Below are 19,468 nucleotides of genomic sequence, written 5' to 3' on the forward strand. Positions count from 1 at the left end.
TTACCCCTGCGCTCAGGCCGCCGGCGCCGACATCGCCGTCTCGTCCTGTTTTGGACGGTTGGCGGGCAGTTGCGTGCCGGTCAGGACATAGTACGCATTCTCGGCGATATTGGTCACGTGGTCGCCGATGCGTTCGAGATTCTTGGCGCAGAACAACAGATGCGTGCAGGCCGTGATGTTGCGCGGATCTTCCATCATATAGGTCAGCAATTCGCGGAAGACCGAGGTGTATTTGACGTCGATGCGCTCGTCGTCGGCGCGCAGCTTCGCCAGTGCCGCGGCATCGCGCGCCGCATACTCCTCGATCACGCCCTGCACCTGGATCAGCACCAGCTGCGCCATGGCGTCGATGGAATGCGACAGGTCGCGCGGCGTGGCGCTGAGGCCGACAGTGCCGACCCGCTTGGCGATGTTCTTGGCAAGGTCGCCAATGCGTTCGAGGTCACCAGCCATGCGGATCGAACCGACCACATGGCGCAGGTCGTCGGCCATAGGCTGGCGCTTGGCGATCAGCGTGATGGCGCGGTCGTCGAGTTCGCGCTGGCGCGCATCCATGATGGCGTCGTCGGAGACGACGCGCTGAGCGAGAGCATTGTCGGAATTCAGAAGCGCCTTGGTGGCGCCGCCGACCATCGAGCCGGCGAGGTCGCCCATGTCGCTGATCAGCCTGCTGATCTGTCCGAGATCCTCGTCGAAGGCTGCGACTGTGTGTTCGGCCATGATCCTGGTCCTCGTATGCGTGCGATCAGCCGAAGCGGCCGGTGATGTAGTCTTGCGTGCGCTTCTCGCGAGGCGACGTGAAGATCTTCTCGGTGCGGTCGAATTCAACCAGTTCGCCCAGATACATAAAGGCCGTCTGCTTCGACACGCGCGCCGCCTGCTGCATGTTGTGGGTGACGATGACGATCGTGTAGTCGGCCTGCAGCTCGTCGATCAGTTCCTCGATCTTGGCGGTCGACAGCGGGTCGAGCGCCGAGGCCGGCTCGTCGAGCAGGATGACCTCCGGCTTCACCGCCACGGTGCGGGCGATGCACAGCCGCTGCTGCTGGCCGCCCGACAGGCTGAGGCCGCTGGCATTGAGCTTGTCCTTGACCTCGGTCCACAGTGCCGCGCGCTTCAGCGCCTGCTCGACACGGCCGTCCATCTCGGCCTTGCTGATCTTCTCGTAGAGCCTGACGCCGAAAGCGATGTTTTCGTAGATCGACATCGGGAACGGCGTCGGCTTCTGGAACACCATGCCGATCTTGGTGCGCAGCAGGTTGAGGTCCTGCGAACGGTCGAGAACGTTCTGGCCGTCGAGCAGCACCTGGCCCTCGGCGGTCTGCTTGGGATAGAGCTCGTAGATGCGGTTGAAGACGCGCAGCAGCGTCGACTTTCCGCAACCCGACGGGCCGATGAAGGCGGTGACGCTGCGCTCGGGCAGCGATAGCGTGATATCCTTCAGCGCCTTCGACTGGCCGTAGTAGAAGTTGAGGTTCTTGACCTCGATCTTGGCCTTGGTCACCGCCTCGGCGGCGATCGTCATGTCTGGAGACAACATCTGGCTCATTTGTCCTCTCTGCGTCCGGTCAGGCTGCGCGCAAAGATGCTGAGCGCGAGAACCGTCAATGTGATGATGAGTGCGCCGGTCCAGGCCAGCTGCTGCCATTCCTCGTAGGGACTGAGAGCAAACTGGAAGATGGTGACAGGCAGGCTGGCCATCGGCGCGTTGAGATTGCTCGACCAGAACTGGTTGTTCAGCGCCGTAAACAGAAGCGGTGCGGTCTCGCCGGAGATACGGGCGATGGCCAGCAATATGCCGGTGACGATGCCCGAAAGCGCGGCGCGATAGGCCACCGAGCGGATGACCACCCAGCGCGGCGCGCCGATCGCGGTGCCGGCTTCGCGCAAGGCGTTCGGCACCAGGTTGAGCATGTCCTCGGTGGTGCGCACGACGACGGGAATGACCAGGATGGCAAGTGCCACGGCACCGGCGATCGCCGAGAAATGCCCCATCGGCCGCACCATCAGCTCATAGACGAACAGACCGATGATGATCGACGGCGCCGACAGCAGGATGTCGTTGATGAAGCGCACCACCGTGGTGAGCTTCGAGAAGCGGCCATATTCGGCCATGTAGGTACCGGCCAGCACGCCGATCGGCGTGCCGACGATGATGCCGATGATGGTCATCACGATGCTGCCGTAGATGGCGTTGAGCAGGCCGCCGGCATCGCCGGGCGGCGGCGTCATTTCCGTGAAGACCGAGAGCGAGACGCCGGCCAGACCCTTGTAGAGTAAGGCGCCAAGGATCAGCGCCAGCCAGGCAAGGCCGATGCCGGCGGCGACGACGCACAGCATCATCATCACGCCATTCTTGCGCTTGCGGCTCTGGTGAAGCGATGCGGCTGTCGACATCGGTCAGGCTCCCGTGCGGGCGTCGATGCGCATCAGCATGTAGCGGGCGATGGCAAGGATCAGGAAGGTGATAACGAACAGGATCAGGCCGAGCGCAACCAGCGAGGACGTGTAGAGATCGCCGACCGCTTCGGTGAATTCGTTGGCGATGGTCGCCGAGATGGTCGTTGCCGGCGCAAACAGCGACGTCGAGATGCGGTGCGCGTTGCCGATGACGAAGGTCACCGCCATCGTTTCACCGAGAGCGCGGCCGAGAGCGAGCATGACGCCGCCCATGATGCCGATGCGGGTGTAGGGAATGACGACGCGGCGCGTGACCTCCCAGGTCGTGCAGCCGATGCCATAGGCCGATTCCTTCAGCACCGACGGCACCGTATCGAAGACGTCCTTCGTGATCGAGGTGATGAAAGGCAGGATCATGATGGCCAGGATCATCGCCGAGGTCAGCAGGCCGATGCCATAAGGAGGACCGGCGAACAGTCCGTTGAGGCCCGGAATGCCGTGGAACATGCTGATGATGAGGGGCTGCACCGTCGTCTGCAGGAAGGGCGCCAGCACGAACAGGCCCCAGATGCCGTAGATGATCGAAGGGATGCCGGCCAGCAATTCAACCGCCATGCCGATCGGGCGCCGCAGCGGGCGCGGGCAAAGTTCGGTGAGGAAGATGGCGATGCCGATGCCGAGCGGCACGGCAATCAGGATGGCGATGGCCGAGGTGATGACGGTGCCGTAGATCGGCGCCAGGGCACCGAACTTCTCCGTCACCGGGTTCCAGCTTTCGCTGGTCAGGAAGGAGAAGCCGAAGGTCGACAGGGCTTGCCAGGAACCGGCAAACAGCGAGATCGCAACGCCGCCGAGCAGGACCAGCACCAATATCGCGGCGGCGCGGGTTGTCGCATGGAAGATTGCGTCGGTCAGCGCGAACCGTCGAACGGTGGCATCGCGCGAACTTCTAACGGCTGGCAAGGCTTCCTGGACAGCGCTCATGTCAAGCTCGGCTCTTTCAAGTTGATGAGAAAAGGAGCGCCGCGGGCGCGGCGCTCCTTCGCAGGATGTTACTCGCCGGCGTAGACGGGCTTGCCGCCGGCCTGGATGTCGGCCTTCCACGAAGCCTTGATCAGGTCGACGACGCTGTCGGGGATCGAGACATAGTCGAGCGCCTTGGCGGTTTCCTTGCCGTCCTTGTAGGCCCAGGCAAAGAACTTCAGGGCTTCGCCGGTGGCAGCGGCATCATCCGGAGCCTTGTGGATCAGGACCCAGGTCGAGGCCGCGATCGGCCAGGTGGTGTCGCCGGGCTCGTTGGTGATGATGACGTTGAAGTTCTTGGCGCCCTTGAAGTCGGCATTCGAAGCGGCAGCGCCGAAGGATTCGAGCGACGGCTCGACGACCTTGCCGGCTGCGTTCAGCATCTTGGAGTAGGACAGGTTGTTCTGCTTGGCATAGGCGTATTCGACGTAGCCGATGCCGCCATCCGTCTGCTTGACGGTGTTGGCAACGCCTTCGCTGCCCTTGGCGCCGACGCCCGTCGGCCATTCGACGGCGGTGTCCGAACCGACCTTGTCCTTCCAGTCGGGCGAGAGCTTTACCAGATAGTTGGTGAAGTTGAAGGTGGTGCCCGAGCCGTCCGAACGATGCACGACGGCGATCGCGGTCGACGGCAGGGTGAGGCTGGGGTTCAGCGCCTTGATCGCGGCATCGTCCCAGGTGGTGATGGCGCCGAGATAGATCTGGGCGAGCGTCTTGCCGTCGAGGACGAGTTCGCCCGGCTTGACGCCGGTGAGGTTGACGATCGGCACGATGCCGCCCATCACCATCGGGAACTGCACGAGGCCGTTCTTTTCCAGATCGGCATCGGACATCGGCTTGTCGGTGGCGCCGAAGGTCACGGTCTTGGCGATGACCTGCTTGATGCCGCCGCCCGAACCGATCGACTGATAGTTGAGGCCGACGCCGGTGTCCTTCTTGTAGGTGTCGGCCCACTTGGCGAACACCGGATAGATGAAGGTCGAGCCAGCGCCGGAAAGGTCAGCTGCGATGGCTGCGGAAAGGGTGAAGGTAGACGCTGTAGCCATTGCGATCGCAACGGCCGCCGAGCGGATGAAATGTCTCATGTGGCCTGCTCCTGTTCGGAAGATGGTCTCTCGGCGCCATTCCTAACCAGCGCCCGCTGAGGCCAATAGCCCTCGATTATTACAGTCGCATGACAGTTTCGTGTCAGCCCGGTAACGCGTCGCCGGCGCTGGAAAAGGCGGTGGCGTCGGGTGGCCGTGGCCTGACCCGAGTTTGCGCCCGGAATCAGGGACTTGAGCCATCCGCCGGCCGGAGCCGCCGCCCGATTCGACGGGGCGTTCTCAGATGAAGAAAATCCGGACGGGAGCGCGTTGCTCAAGGCCAGAGCGTGTCATGGCCGGGCCATCGCCAAAAACAGGTCCGTTGGGGTAGGTTGACGCTGTTTCTTGCCGGCGGTCGCTGCTCCCGCCCGTAACTGCAAGGGCGGAATTCGATTTTGCCATTGTCCCGGCTCGGCGCCGCCTTTGGTATGGTGCGATCGCACCATAGGCATTGCACGCAGGGGTAGCAGCAGATCTGCGATTGATTCCCTCGGTTTGCCCCTTCGGACCCCTGGAATCGGGCGACGCGCAGCTATCCCGCGTTGCGCTGGACCTGGCGGCCGGCGCCGAGCCAGCGCTCGACTTTCTCCAGCAAGGCCCTGGGGCTGATCGGCTTGGGCAGATAGTCGTCCATGCCCGCCTCCAGGCAGCGTTCGCGATCGCCCTTGAGCGCATGCGCTGTCACGCCGACGATCGGCACGTGTGTGCCGGTTTGCTGCTCCAGCTGACGGATCGCGGCGGTCGCCTCGAGCCCGCTCATTTCCGGCATCGAGACATCCATCAGGATCATGCACGGATTGAGCTTGCCGAAAGCGTCTAGCGCCTTGCGGCCATTGCCGACGATCTCGAAACCATAGCCGGTCTCGCCGAGGATCTGGGTGAAGACCATCTGGTTCACCTCATTGTCCTCGGCCACCAGTATATCCAGCCTGTGTCCGTCGCCGCCAGTGGCGGGCAGCCGGGGCCGAACCGGGGGCGGCTGCAATTGCGCGCGCTGTTCGGACAGCGCCAGCGGCGGCGGCTGTGGAACATCAGGCCTTTCGGCTGCAAGCGGCTGGACGGCGTGGCTGTCCGTGGCGTGGCGATGGCGCTGGATGGTCGCCACCAGCGTCTCCAGGAGCACCGAGGAGCGCGCCGGCTTGATTAGCTGGGCGTCGATGCCGAGGTCGCGGTAGCTGGTGTTGGCGAGCGATTGGTCGACCGAGGTCAGCATGATGATGGGCGTGTCGGCGAGGCCTCCGGTGTTGCGCACGATGCGCGCCATTTCGGCGCCGCTCATCTCGGGCATCTGGTAGTCGAGCACGACGCAATCCACGGGCACGCCATAGGCGGCGGCCGCGATCAGCACCTTGAGGCCCTCCGCGCCGCTTTCGGCCGCACAGGAATCGAACGTCCACGAGGTCATCTGCTCGGTCAGGATGGCCCGGTTGACGGCATTGTCGTCGACGATCAGCACGCGGGCTCCCGTCACGTCCACCGGCATGATGCGCTGCCCGTTCTGCTGTCCGGCCCTGGGCAGCGTCACGGTAAACCAGAAGGTCGAGCCCTTGCCCTCGGCGCTCTCGACACCGATGGTGCCGCCCATCAGTTCGACCAGCCGTGAGGTGATGGCAAGGCCAAGCCCGGTGCCCTCGTGCCGCCGTGTCGAAGAGGTGTCGACCTGGCTGAATTTTTCGAACACCAGCTTCAGTTTCTCCTCGGGAATGCCGATCCCGGTGTCGGTGACCGAGATCGTCAGCCTGGTTCCGGTCGGAACCCTCTCACCGGTCACGTCGACCAGCACATGGCCTTCGTCGGTGAACTTCACCGCATTGCCGAGCAGGTTGGTGACGATCTGCCGGATGCGGCCGACATCGCCGACGAACAGGCTTTCGAGCCTCGGCTCGACACGCACGATGAGTTCGAGGTCCTTTTCCTTGGCGCGTGTCGACACCAGCGTCGCCACGTCCTCGATCGCCTCGGCAAGATTGAAGGGCGCCGGATCGAGCACCATCTGGCCGGCATCGATCTTGGAGAAATCCAGGATGTCGTTGATGATGGTCAACAGCGCGTTGCCCGACTTGACGATGATGTCGGTGAACGTCTTCTGCTTGGGATCGAGATTGGATTTGGCCAGGAGTTCGGCCATGCCCAGCACACCGTTCATCGGCGTGCGGATCTCATGGCTCATATTGGCGAGGAATTCCGACTTGGCGCGGTCGGCGAGCACGGCGCGCTGGCGCGCCTCGCTGAGTTCCGCCTCGCGCATCTTCAGTTCCGTGATGTCGGTGGTTGACCCGATCAGGTAGAGCGAACCGTCCGACGCGATCATCGCGCCCTTGCGCGCGAACTGATGCCTGACGCTGCCGTCGGCAAGCCGCACCGTCTCCTCTACCTCCTGGGTTTCGCCGGTGCGCAGCACGGCCAGATCGCCGGCCACGAAAGCCTCGCCGTCCTCCCCGAAAATCTCGATGTCGGTCTTGCCGATCGCATCTTCCCTGCTGAGACCGGTCAGATCGCACCAGCCCTTGTTGACATAGAACTGCCTCAGATCGGAGCGCTTGGCGTAGATCGACACCGGTACATTGTCGATCAGGCTGCGGAACACCTCGTTTTCGCGCATGCTCTCTTCCAGAGCCTTCTCGCGCGCCTTGACATCGGTGATGTCGGTGCTGGAGCCGACCAGATGCACCGATCCGTCTGTCGCCACCAGGCGGCTCTTGCGCGTCATCAACTGCCGCACCGTGCCGTCGCGATGGGTGACAGGCTCCTCGACCTCAATACCCTTGCCGGTTACCACGACCTGGGTGTCGTCATGGCTGTAGCCTTCCGCGTCTTGCGTGCCAAACAGCTCACGGTCGGTCCGGCCGATGACGTCTTCCTTGGCGATGCCAGTCAGCGCGCACCAGGCCTTGTTGACGAACTCGATGCTCAAATCCTGCGCCTTGATGAAGGCGGCCACCGGCAACTCGTCCATGACGTGGCGGAAGAGATCGATCTGGCGCATCGAGTCGCGCAGCGCCGCCTCGCGGCTCTTGATGTCGGTGATGTCGACGCGCACGCCGATGAACGTCCCGTCATCGGTGCGCATGTCGTAGACCTGGTACCAGCGCCCATCGGCATTGAGGCGCTCGTAGGAAGAATTTGGCAAGCGGTAGCGCGCCAGCATGCTGTCGAGCCAGTGCTCGGGTTCGACCTCGTACAGCCTGTCGATCCCGGCATCGCCGCTCGAGCGGAAATAGCCGATCGACTGGCCGAATTCCAACGCCTCGCGGAAGCTGCAGCCAGGCTGCCAGAAGGGCTTCAGCGCTGGCAGCGTGTCCTGCAGCTTGCGGTTGGCGAAGACGAATTTGTCGTCACGGTCGTAGATGATGACGCCGGCCGGCAGCGATTCCAGCACGCTGGCGAGATGCTTGCGCGCGTCCTGTGCCTCGGTCTCGCGCCCCTTCATGTCGGTGACGTCGACATAGGAGATGAGCCGCTTGCCGCCGGGCAGCGGCGCCAGCGATGCGACAAGCGTGCGCCCGTCATTGTGCGGCAATTGCTTGGAGCCGGCGACGCCGGCCCTGATTTCGGCTTCGCGTTCCGTTGTATGACGTTGCCAGGCAAGTTCATCGGCGCCGTAAGGGTCGATGGCGCGGCTGGCTTCCATCAGTTCGCGAAAGGCCGAGCCGATCCCGGCGCGGCCTGGATCGATCCTCCAGAAGTCATAGAAGGCGCTATTGATAACTTCGGCGCGCATATCGGCATCGAGGACCAGGACACCGATCGGCATCTCATCGACCATGGTGCGCAGATTGACGAAGGTCTCGGCGATCTTGGCGTTGGCGCTTTCGATCTCGGCATCGCGACGCTTGAGTTCGGTGACCTCATAATAGGTCAAGAGCCGCTTGCCGCCGGACAGCGCCGTCACCGAGAACATCATCGTCCTGCCGCTGGCATGGACAAATTCGCGAGGCGCGACTGAGCCGGCGCGAATCTCCTCGATACGGCTGGCGAGATAGCGCTGCCACTGCTGTTCGTCGATATCGCCATAGATGCCGTTGCGGCGGTTGAGTTCCATCAACCGGCTGAACGGAGCGCCGACGGTCACGGCACCATCCGGAATGCTGGACAGGTCGCGATAGGCCTTGTTGACGATCAGCGTGTCGAGCTTGGCATCGAGAAGCACGACGCCCATGTGCATGGCGTCCATCGTCCGCTCGAGATCGGCAAGATGCCGGTCGGGATCGCTGCCCGACAACGGGTTTTGCTCCACGGTTTCGAAGGCGCCGGCCAGTGTGGTGACGTTGCGGCCTATGCCGCGATAGCCGGCAAATTTCCCCTCGTTGTCGAACCGTGGGAAGCCAGACGTCAGCACCCAGCGGCAGTCGGCGCCGCCCGCCTTCAGTTCGTAGACGAAGTCGCGGAACGGCCGGCGTGCCTGCAAATCCTCCAGATGCGCCGCCGCGCTGCGGCTGCCTTTCAGGTCCTGGTTGAGGAAATCGAAGCGGAACCGGCCCAGCACATCAGCCGGATCGATACCGGTGGCCGCCTGGTACGTGGGTGAAAGCCAGGAGAATCGCAGTTCGGCGTCGGTCTCCCAGATCCAGTCCGAGCCCGCCTCGAGCAGTTGGCGAAGCGCGTCGGGCGAATCCCTGTCCGCGCATGGCGGTGCGTCGCCGCGATGCACCGGCTTGTCGGGCCCACGCTTGCCGCGCGCGCCGATTGCTTCGTCCGCTTCCGCCATCCTGTCCCCACCCCGAAAATCAAGGCCGAACCCTCCCTCCGCGGTTCGTCGGCGGAATGTGCCCGAGAAGCATTAACGATCCGCTAACCTTAACGGCGCAACCAGCACGCTCTTCCTGCGTTATTCCGTCCGGTTGTCGGGCAGGCCAAGGCCGCGTTATAAGCCCGCGCAGGGGTGTTGCTAATGTATCGACGGATAGGGCCTTTCTTGCTGGGCGTGGCGCTGCTTTTCGGCAGCGGCTGTGCGCGCAGCTATGACGGCACGGTCATCATCCCGCGGCCGCTCGACGCCAGGCGCTTCTGGGAACGGCCGCCGCCCAATGTCGACTACGTGCCGCCGGCCGACAACGATGCCTCTCCGGTGTCGCCGCAGCCGCCCGCACAATTTTCCGAACGCAGGGTTTCGAAACCGGCCACGCACAGACGGCATCAGACGCGATTTTTACCGCCGCCTCCCCCACCGTCGGACCCGGAAAAGCAATTGGCATGCAGGAACGTAAGCGCGCCAGGCGAACGCGTTCGCATGGTCTGCGAATAGGGCAATTCAGGAAAGTTCCCCGCGGCCTTACAGCGATGCCGCGCCCTTCTTCGGTTCCTTCGCGCCAAGCTTGTCGAGCGCAAGGCGAACCTGGCGTAGATCGTCCTGCCAGCCGTCATCATCATCCATGGAACTCTCCGACGCGGCCCGCTGCAGGCCGCGCGCCTCGGATTCGATCTCACGCAGTTCGGCGACCTTCTCGTCATGGGTCAGGGAACCGTTCTCAACGATCTCCAGAACCCGCATTTCCCTGAACGTAGCCATGGCGTTTCTCCCGGCTGTTGTCGATCACAACGCCGTGAGCGCCCCTCCGTTCCAGATGGTCCCAGAGCCCGCTACGCTCGTTGCAGCCTGTTATCCCAGGAATGCGGAGGGTAGAGAGGTCATTCAGCCGGAAAGAAGGCCGGGCCGACCACGCGCACCGGCCGCGTACCGGCTTCGATCGACTGCAACTGAGCGGCACCCGAGGCCTCGGTGCCGGACTGCGGGGTTGCCGCGACAAAGAGCTCGGACCGCCGGCTATCGGAACTGCCGCGCCGTGGTTCCCCCCGGGGGCGATCAAGCCGGCGTGACCGAAGCTTGACGCTGAAACCTTTGCCTGACTGCCGCGTTGAAGGCACAGGGAGAACGCAGATGTCGATCCACTTCACGGTGTCGGAACTGACAAGAAACCTTTTTCATTCTCTCGGGTTGGATCACGAGCGCGCGCCACGACCGCTCAATCCCGAGGAAAACCTGTTGCTTGAGTGCTATCTGGCCGGGCAGATCCCTGAATCGGCCTGGAGCGACTATGTTTTCGAGACACCGGACCTGGCACGGCATGCGGAGGTTCGACGCCTGAGCCATTGAGCAATGGCTCAGAAGGGGCAGTGCCGGCCGCTATTTCTTCGGGGAAACCAATTGCAACGTGAAAACGTTGCCGCCAATGCCTTGCGCCAAAGCCGGTGACAAACTCAGAGGCGTGCAATTCTTGACGGCGGCGATGGCGGCGTCGATGTACGCCTTTCGCGCCTTGTCATCGCCGGCCACCTTGGCGGCGGTCGGCCGTGGCGGACCAATCAGCGAGCCGTCACGCTTGAAGCTGAAACTCAGGGTTACGGTCGAATTCCCCGCATCCGCCGGCGGCGTCCAGCACGCCTGGATCGCGTCCCCGACATCATCCATTGTGTTGAGCACGGCTGCCTGTGACGGGAGAAGCGTCCCAGCCAGCATTCCACCGGCGTTCATCAGCATTGCCGCCACGCATTTCATCGCAAGCCCTCATCTCATTCCAGGCCGGCATTCCAAGCCGGATCCGCTGAACGGGATGTTAGGTACAACACCGGCGATGACAATATCCCGACGCAAAAAGTTGATGCTCCGGCACGGTCCTATCACCGTCGCGCGATGTCCCGGCATGGGTCCAAAAGGCAAAAAGGCCGGCACGGAGCCGACCTTTCCTTCCACCGATATTGCGCCAGTACATCCGTGGTCGCGTGGTGAATTCCCGCCAGTAGACAGGGCTTTGGTTAACGAATCCTTAAGCCGAAGCCTTCGCCTGCGACCGCACATAGGCGATATAGCCGCGAACGTCGCCGGCCGGCTCGGCATAGGCCTTGCCGAGCTTCTTCTCGATGGCCGCCATGTACTCCTGCGCCCATTTGGGCAGCGCATAGTCGATGACCGCCAGGAATTCGAGCGTCGCCGCCAGCCTTATGTCGGCGATCGAAGGGTTGTTGCCGCCGATGAACGGCTTGCCGTCCCTGAAGAAGCTGTGGAAGACCTCCAGCGGTTCGGCGATCGCCGCCATCGCGGCCTTCTGTGCCTCCGACTTCCTGTCGGGATGGGCATCGCTGTGGCCGACCTCGCCGGCATATTGCGGAAAACCCAGCGCCGGATAGGTGGCGCGCGCCACATAGGGGTAGAGCGTACCGATCAGGTAGAACATGGCGCTGTCGATCATCGCCCGCTTGGCTGGCGCCTTGGGATAGAATTTCTCCAGCCCGTGCTTGTTGGCGAGATACTGCATGATGGCGCAGCTTTCCCAAAGCACGCCCCTGGGCAGCCCCTTGTCCTCGATCATAGGCGTCAGATGCGCCGGATTGCGCGCCAGATATTCGGGCGAACGCGTGTGGCCCCAGGCGTCGGTCTCGGCGGAGTCGAACCCGGCCGCGCGGGCAAACACCCGCACCGTCATGTTGTTGACGCTCGGCTTCAGCATGCTGAGCTTCAACGCCGGCTTTTTCGCCGACTTGGCCTTGGCGGTCTTGGGCGCCGACTTTTGCGCCGCCGGTTTCGCCGCCGGTTTTGCCGCGGCTTTCGCGGCCACCTTCGGCGCGGCCTTTGCGGCTGCCTTCATCGCCGGCTTCGCGGCTGCTTTCGCCTTTGCCTGGGCAACTGATTTCCCAGAGCTCTTGGTCACTGTCTTTGCCATTGTTATCCTCCCTCTGTTTTGTTGGCCGTCAGTATGGATTCTTCGGTGCCCGGTCGTCCGACAAGGTCGCGCGGGAGCTTTCGACAAGCACCTGGATCGCATCGGCGAGATGCACTTCCGCTATGTTGTAGTCGCCGCGCCCGACGCGCAGCCTGTGCGCCTGCATCAGAACATCGGCATGGGTGAAACCCGCCGGCGGCTCGAAGCGGTAGGAGGCGAGTTCGATCAAAAGGCCAAGCGGATCCTCGAAATAGATGGAATCCATGAAGCCGCGATCCTTGACGCCGCTGTGCTTGATGCCGCGCTCGTCGAGCCGGGCGACCGCCTGCAGGAAGGTGACCCGTGAGACCGCGAATGCGATGTGGTGGACGCAACCCGGATCGGTTGGTGTGCGCCGCTTCTGCGGCGTGCGGCTCTCATCGGTGAAGACGGTGATCAGCCGGCCGTCGCCCGGATCGAAATAGAGATGGCTCTCGCTGGCCTTGTCGAGGTTGGGCTGCTCGAAGATGAAAGGCATGCCGAGCACGCCTTCCCAGAAATCGATCGAGGTCTGGCGCCCGGCGCCGACCAGCGTGATGTGGTGGACGCCTTGTGCTTGCAGTTTCTGCATTGGCCTTCTCCCCGCGGCATCGATTGCCCGTCAGGATCCGCCTGGCACTCGGCGGTCTGTGCGCCGCCTGAGCCGGGCCTCGAAATCCATGACATGATGCTAATGCAATCGGCCCCGCCGCGCCAGAAGCGGCAAGTCCCATCGTTGCGCGACGGCGAACCGCTCGTGGCCGCAAAGCTGCAGGATCCATCCAAGTGATGAGGCACGAGTGCAACGCCAAGGCCGACCGCATCGCGCCCTGCCGAAGCCAGGACTAGGCGACGGCCCTGTACTCGGCTTCCGCAATCATCCCCACACCGCCACACTCGGTGCAAATGAGGGTTTTCCCCGGGCAACTGGTCTGATGCGTCCCTTGCGGACAGCAATGGCCTTTCGACGCACTCCATCTCGAGCAGTCAAACACCTTGCCGCCGCCATGGCAGCGCGCGCAAATCTTTCCTGACGCCATTCCAACTCTGCCCAACCCAAATCCGCGCTGCCGCGGATGCCATCCCAACACGCCGTAAGTAACAGAGATCGTTGCGCTTTCAAGCGTCGCGGCCTGACTTAAATTGGGGGGATTCGGGCGTGCGGACCGCCGGCTATCGCGGGCTTCGCCAACGGCCAAACACAATCCGCGCGGATGCGCCCCCAAGTATTGTCCAGGCTCTCTCTATTGTAGAGAGGATGGCCCTGAAATGTGAATAAGGCTGTTTCCTTCATCTATTCGGCCGATGCGGCATCTCATCCCGAGGACTACATTTGATGATGATCCTACGGATCAATGAGTAGTCCGAAGCCAGTCCCCTTTGCGGCTACTCCAAGGGCCCCGCTTGACTCCCGGTCGGCGGGGCTTTTCCGTGCAATCAACGGACGACCTTGCGGCGTAAAAGCCGATGGTCGAGCAGCCCGGAATTGCCCCGATCAAAGATTGAAGACGTGCGAAGCGGTCAGCCCGGCCAGCAGGACCCCCGCGAGCAGAGCGATGATCGAGGCGAGGAACCAGCGCAGCGTGACCTGATAGACCGGCTCGTCGTCGTCGCGCGGCAGCAGCGAACGCCACAATGCGACGAGTTGGAGGACGATGGCCAGCGCGAGCAGGAGCGTCGCCAGGATCGAGGCGGCCGTCCATCCGCCATCAGCTTCGAAATTCCAATACCGCAGGAAAAGAAGCGAAAAGCCCAGCAATACGGTGATCGCGGAGATCACACCCTGTCGGTAGCCGTTGGGCAAGGGAACTCTGCGCGCCTCGATTGCCTGAAAACCCTGCTCGATGGTTTCTTCGGGATAGCCGTCTTGACGCTTGGGTGAGTCGATCATGAAGGCAACATCTATCTTGGCAGGCCTTTGGACGTCGGCGCAGGCCTTCCTCGATCGATACGACCGAGGAAGCCTTGCAGCTGTCATCATCATCCCTGTGCCTTCCTCGCGCAAGGCGAGCGACGTGACGGAGGCGATTCACCCGAGCGGCCAGACCACTCCTGAGCATAAGGATGAGCATAAGGAGAGGAACGATTCGACCGGCGTTCGCGTTATTTACAATCGAACCGATGGAGGTAACCGTGAGGAAGCTGATACTCGCATCCGTGCTCGCGTTTGCTACCACGGCCGCCGTCATTTCGCCGACCCAGGCGCAGTTTCTCTTTTCGCCCTTCGGCGGCTATTATGGTGGTTTCGGAGGGTTCCCTTTCCCCTACCGCTATAGCGACGATTACTACGGCGGCCCGTACTACGAGCCATATCGCCCATACTACCGATATCACCACAGGTACTACCACCGCTATTACTACCCGCATAGGTACTACTACCCGCACCGGTACTACTACCATCATAGACACTATTACCACCACCACAGGCACCACCACCACAGGTACTATTATAGGTAGTCCATTGGGCATCTGCGCCCTTCACCGTTAGGCGCCAGGTTCGGCGCGTGGCCGACTTGTGTTTCCGGTATCAGCCGGCCATGATCTCAATCATGGAAAAGCCGATCGTGAACGTCGAACACATTCCCAATCCGCGAATTAAGGAACGCGAGAAGGTCGGACTTCACCCGGCATGAGCAATTGGGCCTAAACGGGAGAATCGCTCTCGTCATCACGAACTCTGTTGGCACGATGTGGTGCGCCTATGTCTTTGCGGGGATCGCCCTCATCAGCTTGCCGGTTGCCATCCAGGGTGGAGTTGCGACGCTGATCGCTTGGATCGCACAAACTTTTTGCAGCTGGTGCTGCTGTCGGTAATCATGGTTGGCCAAAAGGTTTCGGCCGCCGCCTCGGACAAGCAGGCGCTGCAGACCTACAAGGACGCCGAAGCGCTCTTGAAAATCCAGGAAGAGGTGCATCGGCTCATCGAGGTCAACAATAGCCTGACCGAGCAGATCCACCGCGCCGTTACGGCGAAGGGGACGCCAGCTGCCTAGCCGCTGCCCGCAGTTCCCATCAGGGCAACCCCTGGCCGGTATTCCCCAGACAGCCTATTTGACCGTTGCTCGACGGTTTTGATCCACACTCAGTTAAATCATTGAGTCTCTTGGTACGCCCAAGGGGAATCGAACCCCTGTTCCCGCCGTGAGAGGGCGGTGTCCTGACCGCTAGACGATGGGCGCGCTCAAGAACCGGCGATATAGGCTGACGGCTCGGAAAAAGCAACCGGGGTTCGGCGGCTTTGCTGTGTCGAACAAAAAGCCGCCCACGCTTTACCGTTTCGGCTCGATCAGATCCCAGAGATTGCCGTGCAGATCGGCGAAAACCGCGACCGTGCCATAGGGCTCGAAACGCGGTGCCTCGCGGAATTCGACGCCCTTTTCCAGCATCGCCGCATGGTCGCGGGCAAAGTCGTCGGTTTCGAGGAACAGGAAGACCCGGCCGCCCGTCTGGTTGCCGATGCTTTGCCTCTGCGCCTCATCGGACGCCTCGGCTAGCAGCAGCCTGGCGCCCTGCCCATTGGCCGGCGCGACCGTGACCCAGCGCTTGCCGCCGCCGAGATCGACATCCTCGAGGAGCAGGAAACCCAGCCTGCCGACATACCAGGCAATCGCCTCGTCATAGTTGGCGACGACCAGCGCTACGGTTGCAACACGACGATTTCCGGCGAAGCCTGTCATGCCCGAGGCCTGTTCATTTCTGCGACAGACTTGTTTGTTGCATTGCCGCCGGCCTATTTGGTGCGGATTGCGAACTGCCCGATCAGGCGGCGCTCGGCGATGTCATAGACGAAGATCGCACGGCCGCCGTCGGCAAGCTCGGCGTCGATCGAGATGCGATTGCCGGATAGCGACTGGCTGACCACTTTCGCCCCGACCGGCAGCACGATGTCGCCGCTGAGCGGCTCGCCGGCCGGCACCTGGATGTCGCCCGCCAGCGGCGGGCTTGCCGGCGGTGCCTTGCGGGCTTTGTAGACAATCGCCGCGATCACCACCATAAGAGCCAGCAACAGCAGGCCGAGATTGATGGCCATGAAGCGGACGAGCTTGCCACGCATCTTTTCGACCTCGGGGTCGAGCGGCTTTTCCTGATCTTCGTCGGCATCGGGCCGGGCCATGGCAAATATTCCGGAACGGTTTTCGATGAGCGCTCATAACGAAGAGGCCCCCGAATTGATAGAGGACCGATTCATGGCGGCCGAGCCGACAGTGCTGGTGGTGGGCGCGGATGCGGCCGGCCAGCGCCTCGACCAATGGCTGGCCGCGAGCCTCGGCCCCGATATGTCGCGCAGCCGCGTGCAGATGCTGATCAGGCAAGGCGCCGTGAGCGTCGACGGCAAGCCGGCCGACGAGACCAAGCGCAAGATGTCCGCAGGCGAAAGCGTGTCTATCGCCATGCCGGAGCCGGAGCCGGCCGCGCCGCAGGGTGAGGCCATCGCGCTCGATGTACTCTACGAGGACGACGCGCTGATCGTCATCAACAAGCCGGCGGGACTTGTCGTGCACCCCGGTGCCGGCAACTGGACCGGCACGCTGGTCAACGCGTTGATCCATCATTGCGGCGACAGCCTGTCGGGCATTGGCGGGGTGCGCCGGCCGGGCATCGTCCACCGTCTCGACAAGGAGACCAGCGGTGTCATGGTGGTGGCCAAGACCGACCGCGCCCACAAGGCGCTGTCGGAGGCCTTCGCCGATCACGGCCGGACCGGCGATCTCGAACGCGCCTATCTGGCGCTGGTCTGGGGCATACCGCAGAGGCCGACCGGAACGGTCGACGCGCCGCTTGGCCGCGCCGCCGACCGGGTGCGCCGCGCCGTGGTGCCGGAAGGCCGCGACGATGCCCGCCACGCCGTCACCCACTTTGCCGTTCAGGAGCGTTTTGGCGAAAACCAGCAGGAATTCGCCACCGCCAGCCTGGTCGAATGCCGGCTGGAAACCGGCCGGACCCATCAGATCCGTGTCCATATGGCCCATATCGGCCATCCGGTCATCGGCGACCCCGACTACGGCCAGGCGTTCCGCACCAAGGCCAACCGGCTGCCGGAACCCCTGAAAAGTCAGGTCAAGGCTTTTTCCCGGCAAGCTTTGCATGCCTGGCTCCTTGCATTTCGCCATCCCGATACCCATTTAACGATGAGGTTCGAGGCGCCGATACCTAGGGACATGGAGGAACTCGTCGGCGGCTTTCGCAATCTCTGAACCTGCCATCAACATCTCGAAACCAGCCATCAAAAAACCTGACTGGCATTGTTCACTTCAGCGTGACACACTGTTTCGTGTTGAACAAATGCCTGTCTTTTCTGGTTTTGTTCCTGTATAAGACTGTATGCCGCGAGCGAGCCTTTTGGTGTTCGCGTCACATGCCTGCCGCGTTTCGGGGGCATCACTCCAATAGAGAGGGGGCGCTATCATGGCCCAGTCACTACCTAGTATTGTTTCCGGCGAAGGCGGCCTCAGCCGCTATCTGGAAGAAATCCGCCGCTTTCCCATGCTTCAGCCGCAGGAAGAGTACATGCTCGCCAAGCGTTATGCCGAGCATGAAGACACGTCCGCCGCGCACAAGCTCGTCACCAGCCATTTGCGGCTCGTCGCCAAGATCGCCATGGGCTATCGCGGCTACGGCCTGCCGATCGGCGAGGTGATCTCGGAAGGCAATGTCGGCCTGATGCAGGCCGTCAAGAAATTCGAACCCGAGCGCGGCTTCCGCCTCGCGACCTACGCCATGTGGTGGATCAAGGCCTCGATCCAGGAATACATCCTGCGCTCGTGGAGCCTGGTCAAGATGGGCACGACCGCCAACCAAAAGCGTCTGTTCTTCAACCTGCGGAAGGTGAAGGGCAAGATCCAGGCGCTGGATGACGGCGATTTGAAGCCCGACCAGATCGCCGAGATCGCCACGCGGCTGAACGTTACCGAGGCAGAGGTGGTGTCGATGAACCGCCGCCTGTCAGGCGACGCTTCGCTCAACGCGCCGATCCGGGCGACGGAAGGCGAATCCGGCGAATGGCAGGATTGGCTGGTCGACGACCACGAAAGCCAGGAAGAGATGCTGATCGAGCAGGACGAGCTGGAGAATCGGCGCGGCATGCTGTCAGGCGCTCTTGCCGTGCTCAATGAGCGCGAGCGGCGCATCTTCGAGGCCCGTCGCCTCGCCGAGGAGCCGCTGACGCTGGAAGAGCTCTCGGCCGAGTTCGACATCAGCCGCGAGCGCGTGCGCCAGATCGAGGTGCGCGCCTTCGAGAAGGTGCAGGATGCGGTCAAGGCCGCCGCCAAGCGCCAGACCCAGGCGCTGCGCACCATCGAGGCGCAGCCGGCGGCTTAAGCCAGCTTCGGCGACAAAACATCAAGGCGGCGCCAGGATACTGGCGCCGCCTTTTTCGTACGCGGGGTGTCGCGGCGATCGCCTCAAAGCCCATCCAGCGGAAATTTCAGATACCGCCGGCCATTGGCTTCCGGTTCCGGCAGCCGGCCGCCATTCATGTTGACCTGCAGCGCGTGCAGGATCAGCCGCGGCATCGGCAATGTCTTGTCGCGTGCCTCGCGCAGCGCCACGAACTCGGCCTCGCTGTGCGCGGCAGCGAGATGGATATTGCTGGCCCTCTGCGCGGCCACCGTGCTCTCCCACAAGGGCTCGCGGCCGCCGGCCTGATAGTCATGGCCGACGAAGACGCGCGTCTCATCGGGCAGCGCCAGTATCTCCTGGATCGAGCGCCACAGCCGCGCGGCACTCCCGCCGGGGAAATCCGCCCGCGCCGTACCGCTGTCGGGCATGAACAGCGTGTCGTGCACGAAGGCGGCGTCGCCGATCACATAGGTGATCGAAGCCAGTGTATGTCCGGGTGAGAACAGCACCTTGACCGGAAGGGTCCCAATCAGGAAGGTCTCACCTTCCCTGAACAGCCTGTCCCACTGCGAACCGTCGGCGGGAAAATCCGGCCAGTTATAGATCGCCTTCCACAGGTTCTGGACGTCGACGATTCTGTTACCGATCGCCGTCGGCGCCCCGGTCTTCTGTTTCAGATAGTGCGCGGCCGAGAAATGATCGGCATGCGGGTGGGTGTCGAGGATCCACTCGGGCTCCAGTCCGTTCTCCCCCACGAAATCGAGCAGGGCATCCGCGCTCTTCGTTCCCGTCGCACCGGATTTCTCATCGAAGTCGAGGATCGGATCGATGATGGCGCAGCGCCTTGTCGCCGGATCGGTGACGACATATTGAATGGCTCCGGTCGGCTTGTCGTAAAAGCCCCTGACCTCAGGTCTTGCCAAAGCCAATTCCAAGCCGAACTCC

General features: G+C 62.8%; 20 protein-coding genes and 1 tRNA gene. 6 read left to right on the forward strand and 15 right to left on the reverse strand.

Annotated elements, in window-relative coordinates:
* Positions 1-12: 12 nt before the first annotated feature.
* From phoU to MAFF_RS15665, 6 genes are all read right to left on the reverse strand, one after another.
* A complete protein-coding gene (phoU, locus tag MAFF_RS15640) occupies positions 13-720 on the reverse strand; it encodes a phosphate signaling complex protein PhoU (RefSeq protein WP_010911897.1) in 708 nt (235 codons plus the stop codon).
* Between the two features lie 25 nt (positions 721-745).
* Entirely contained in the window at positions 746-1,549 is an 804-nt protein-coding gene (gene pstB, locus MAFF_RS15645) for a phosphate ABC transporter ATP-binding protein PstB (protein WP_010911898.1), read from the reverse strand.
* Positions 1,546-2,397 carry a phosphate ABC transporter permease PstA gene (gene pstA / locus MAFF_RS15650; RefSeq protein ID WP_010911899.1) on the reverse strand — a complete coding sequence of 284 codons (852 nt, stop codon included), beginning with the start codon at positions 2,395-2,397 and terminating at the stop codon, positions 1,546-1,548. The genes pstB and pstA overlap by 4 nt, the downstream gene beginning before the upstream one ends.
* A 3-nt stretch (positions 2,398-2,400) precedes the next feature.
* Positions 2,401-3,384: a phosphate ABC transporter permease subunit PstC gene (gene pstC, locus MAFF_RS15655; protein ID WP_010911900.1), complete on the reverse strand. Its 984-nt coding sequence runs from the start codon at positions 3,382-3,384 to the stop codon at positions 2,401-2,403.
* 68 nt (positions 3,385-3,452) lie between these two features.
* The gene (pstS, locus tag MAFF_RS15660; protein WP_010911901.1) at positions 3,453-4,508 is read right to left on the reverse strand and encodes a phosphate ABC transporter substrate-binding protein PstS; all 1,056 of its coding nucleotides are present in this window, start codon (positions 4,506-4,508) and stop codon (positions 3,453-3,455) included.
* A 532-nt stretch (positions 4,509-5,040) separates the two neighbouring features.
* Positions 5,041-9,216 carry a PAS domain-containing protein gene (locus tag MAFF_RS15665; protein ID WP_010911902.1) on the reverse strand — a complete coding sequence of 1,392 codons (4,176 nt, stop codon included), beginning with the start codon at positions 9,214-9,216 and terminating at the stop codon, positions 5,041-5,043.
* A 183-nt stretch (positions 9,217-9,399) separates the two neighbouring features.
* Between MAFF_RS15665 and MAFF_RS15670 the strand changes: the two genes are divergently transcribed.
* Complete coding sequence (locus tag MAFF_RS15670) at positions 9,400-9,753, forward strand: hypothetical protein (protein ID WP_244420797.1); 354 nt, start codon at positions 9,400-9,402, stop codon at positions 9,751-9,753.
* A gap of 27 nt (positions 9,754-9,780) precedes the next feature.
* Here the strand turns inward: MAFF_RS15670 and MAFF_RS15675 are convergent, their stop codons facing one another.
* On the reverse strand, positions 9,781-10,017 hold the full coding sequence (locus tag MAFF_RS15675) for a hypothetical protein (protein WP_010911904.1): 237 nt from the start codon (positions 10,015-10,017) through the stop codon (positions 9,781-9,783).
* Between the two features lie 369 nt (positions 10,018-10,386).
* On the opposite strand from MAFF_RS15675, the gene MAFF_RS15680 reads away from it, so the two are divergent.
* Complete coding sequence (locus MAFF_RS15680; RefSeq protein ID WP_032931973.1) at positions 10,387-10,602, forward strand: hypothetical protein; 216 nt, start codon at positions 10,387-10,389, stop codon at positions 10,600-10,602.
* 30 nt (positions 10,603-10,632) lie between these two features.
* Here the strand turns inward: MAFF_RS15680 and MAFF_RS15685 are convergent, their stop codons facing one another.
* The 4 genes from MAFF_RS15685 to MAFF_RS15700 form a co-directional block, all read right to left on the reverse strand.
* Positions 10,633-11,004 carry a hypothetical protein gene (locus MAFF_RS15685; RefSeq protein WP_010911905.1) on the reverse strand — a complete coding sequence of 124 codons (372 nt, stop codon included), beginning with the start codon at positions 11,002-11,004 and terminating at the stop codon, positions 10,633-10,635.
* 268 nt (positions 11,005-11,272) lie between these two features.
* On the reverse strand, positions 11,273-12,166 hold the full coding sequence (locus tag MAFF_RS15690; protein ID WP_044548372.1) for a glutathione S-transferase family protein: 894 nt from the start codon (positions 12,164-12,166) through the stop codon (positions 11,273-11,275).
* Positions 12,167-12,194: 28 nt separating this feature from the next.
* Complete coding sequence (locus tag MAFF_RS15695) at positions 12,195-12,776, reverse strand: VOC family protein (RefSeq protein ID WP_010911907.1); 582 nt, start codon at positions 12,774-12,776, stop codon at positions 12,195-12,197.
* 903 nt (positions 12,777-13,679) lie between these two features.
* Positions 13,680-14,168, reverse strand: a complete 489-nt coding sequence (locus MAFF_RS15700) for a hypothetical protein (RefSeq protein WP_010911909.1) — start codon at positions 14,166-14,168, stop codon at positions 13,680-13,682.
* Between the two features lie 80 nt (positions 14,169-14,248).
* On the opposite strand from MAFF_RS15700, the gene MAFF_RS15705 reads away from it, so the two are divergent.
* Complete coding sequence (locus tag MAFF_RS15705) at positions 14,249-14,641, forward strand: hypothetical protein (RefSeq protein ID WP_193364008.1); 393 nt, start codon at positions 14,249-14,251, stop codon at positions 14,639-14,641.
* 332 nt (positions 14,642-14,973) lie between these two features.
* Positions 14,974-15,177 (forward strand): hypothetical protein, encoded by a 204-nt coding sequence (locus MAFF_RS36640; RefSeq protein ID WP_157865999.1) that lies wholly within the window; start codon positions 14,974-14,976, stop codon positions 15,175-15,177.
* 111 nt (positions 15,178-15,288) lie between these two features.
* Here MAFF_RS36640 and MAFF_RS15715 read toward each other — a convergent pair.
* From MAFF_RS15715 to MAFF_RS15725, 3 genes are all read right to left on the reverse strand, one after another.
* Positions 15,289-15,363 (reverse strand) — tRNA-Glu (locus MAFF_RS15715).
* A gap of 90 nt (positions 15,364-15,453) precedes the next feature.
* Complete coding sequence (locus tag MAFF_RS15720; protein WP_010911911.1) at positions 15,454-15,861, reverse strand: VOC family protein; 408 nt, start codon at positions 15,859-15,861, stop codon at positions 15,454-15,456.
* 53 nt (positions 15,862-15,914) lie between these two features.
* Positions 15,915-16,298 (reverse strand): hypothetical protein, encoded by a 384-nt coding sequence (locus MAFF_RS15725; protein ID WP_010911912.1) that lies wholly within the window; start codon positions 16,296-16,298, stop codon positions 15,915-15,917.
* A gap of 25 nt (positions 16,299-16,323) precedes the next feature.
* On the opposite strand from MAFF_RS15725, the gene MAFF_RS15730 reads away from it, so the two are divergent.
* Positions 16,324-17,379 (forward strand): RluA family pseudouridine synthase, encoded by a 1,056-nt coding sequence (locus tag MAFF_RS15730; protein ID WP_032933831.1) that lies wholly within the window; start codon positions 16,324-16,326, stop codon positions 17,377-17,379.
* Between the two features lie 211 nt (positions 17,380-17,590).
* On the forward strand, positions 17,591-18,502 hold the full coding sequence (gene rpoH / locus MAFF_RS15735; protein WP_010911914.1) for an RNA polymerase sigma factor RpoH: 912 nt from the start codon (positions 17,591-17,593) through the stop codon (positions 18,500-18,502).
* An 83-nt stretch (positions 18,503-18,585) separates the two neighbouring features.
* Here the strand turns inward: rpoH and MAFF_RS15740 are convergent, their stop codons facing one another.
* On the reverse strand, positions 18,586-19,458 hold the full coding sequence (locus tag MAFF_RS15740) for an MBL fold metallo-hydrolase (protein ID WP_080511870.1): 873 nt from the start codon (positions 19,456-19,458) through the stop codon (positions 18,586-18,588).
* Positions 19,459-19,468: the final 10 nt, after the last annotated feature.

Origin of the sequence: Mesorhizobium japonicum MAFF 303099 (genome assembly GCF_000009625.1) — a bacterium.
GTDB lineage: Bacteria > Pseudomonadota > Alphaproteobacteria > Rhizobiales > Rhizobiaceae > Mesorhizobium > Mesorhizobium japonicum.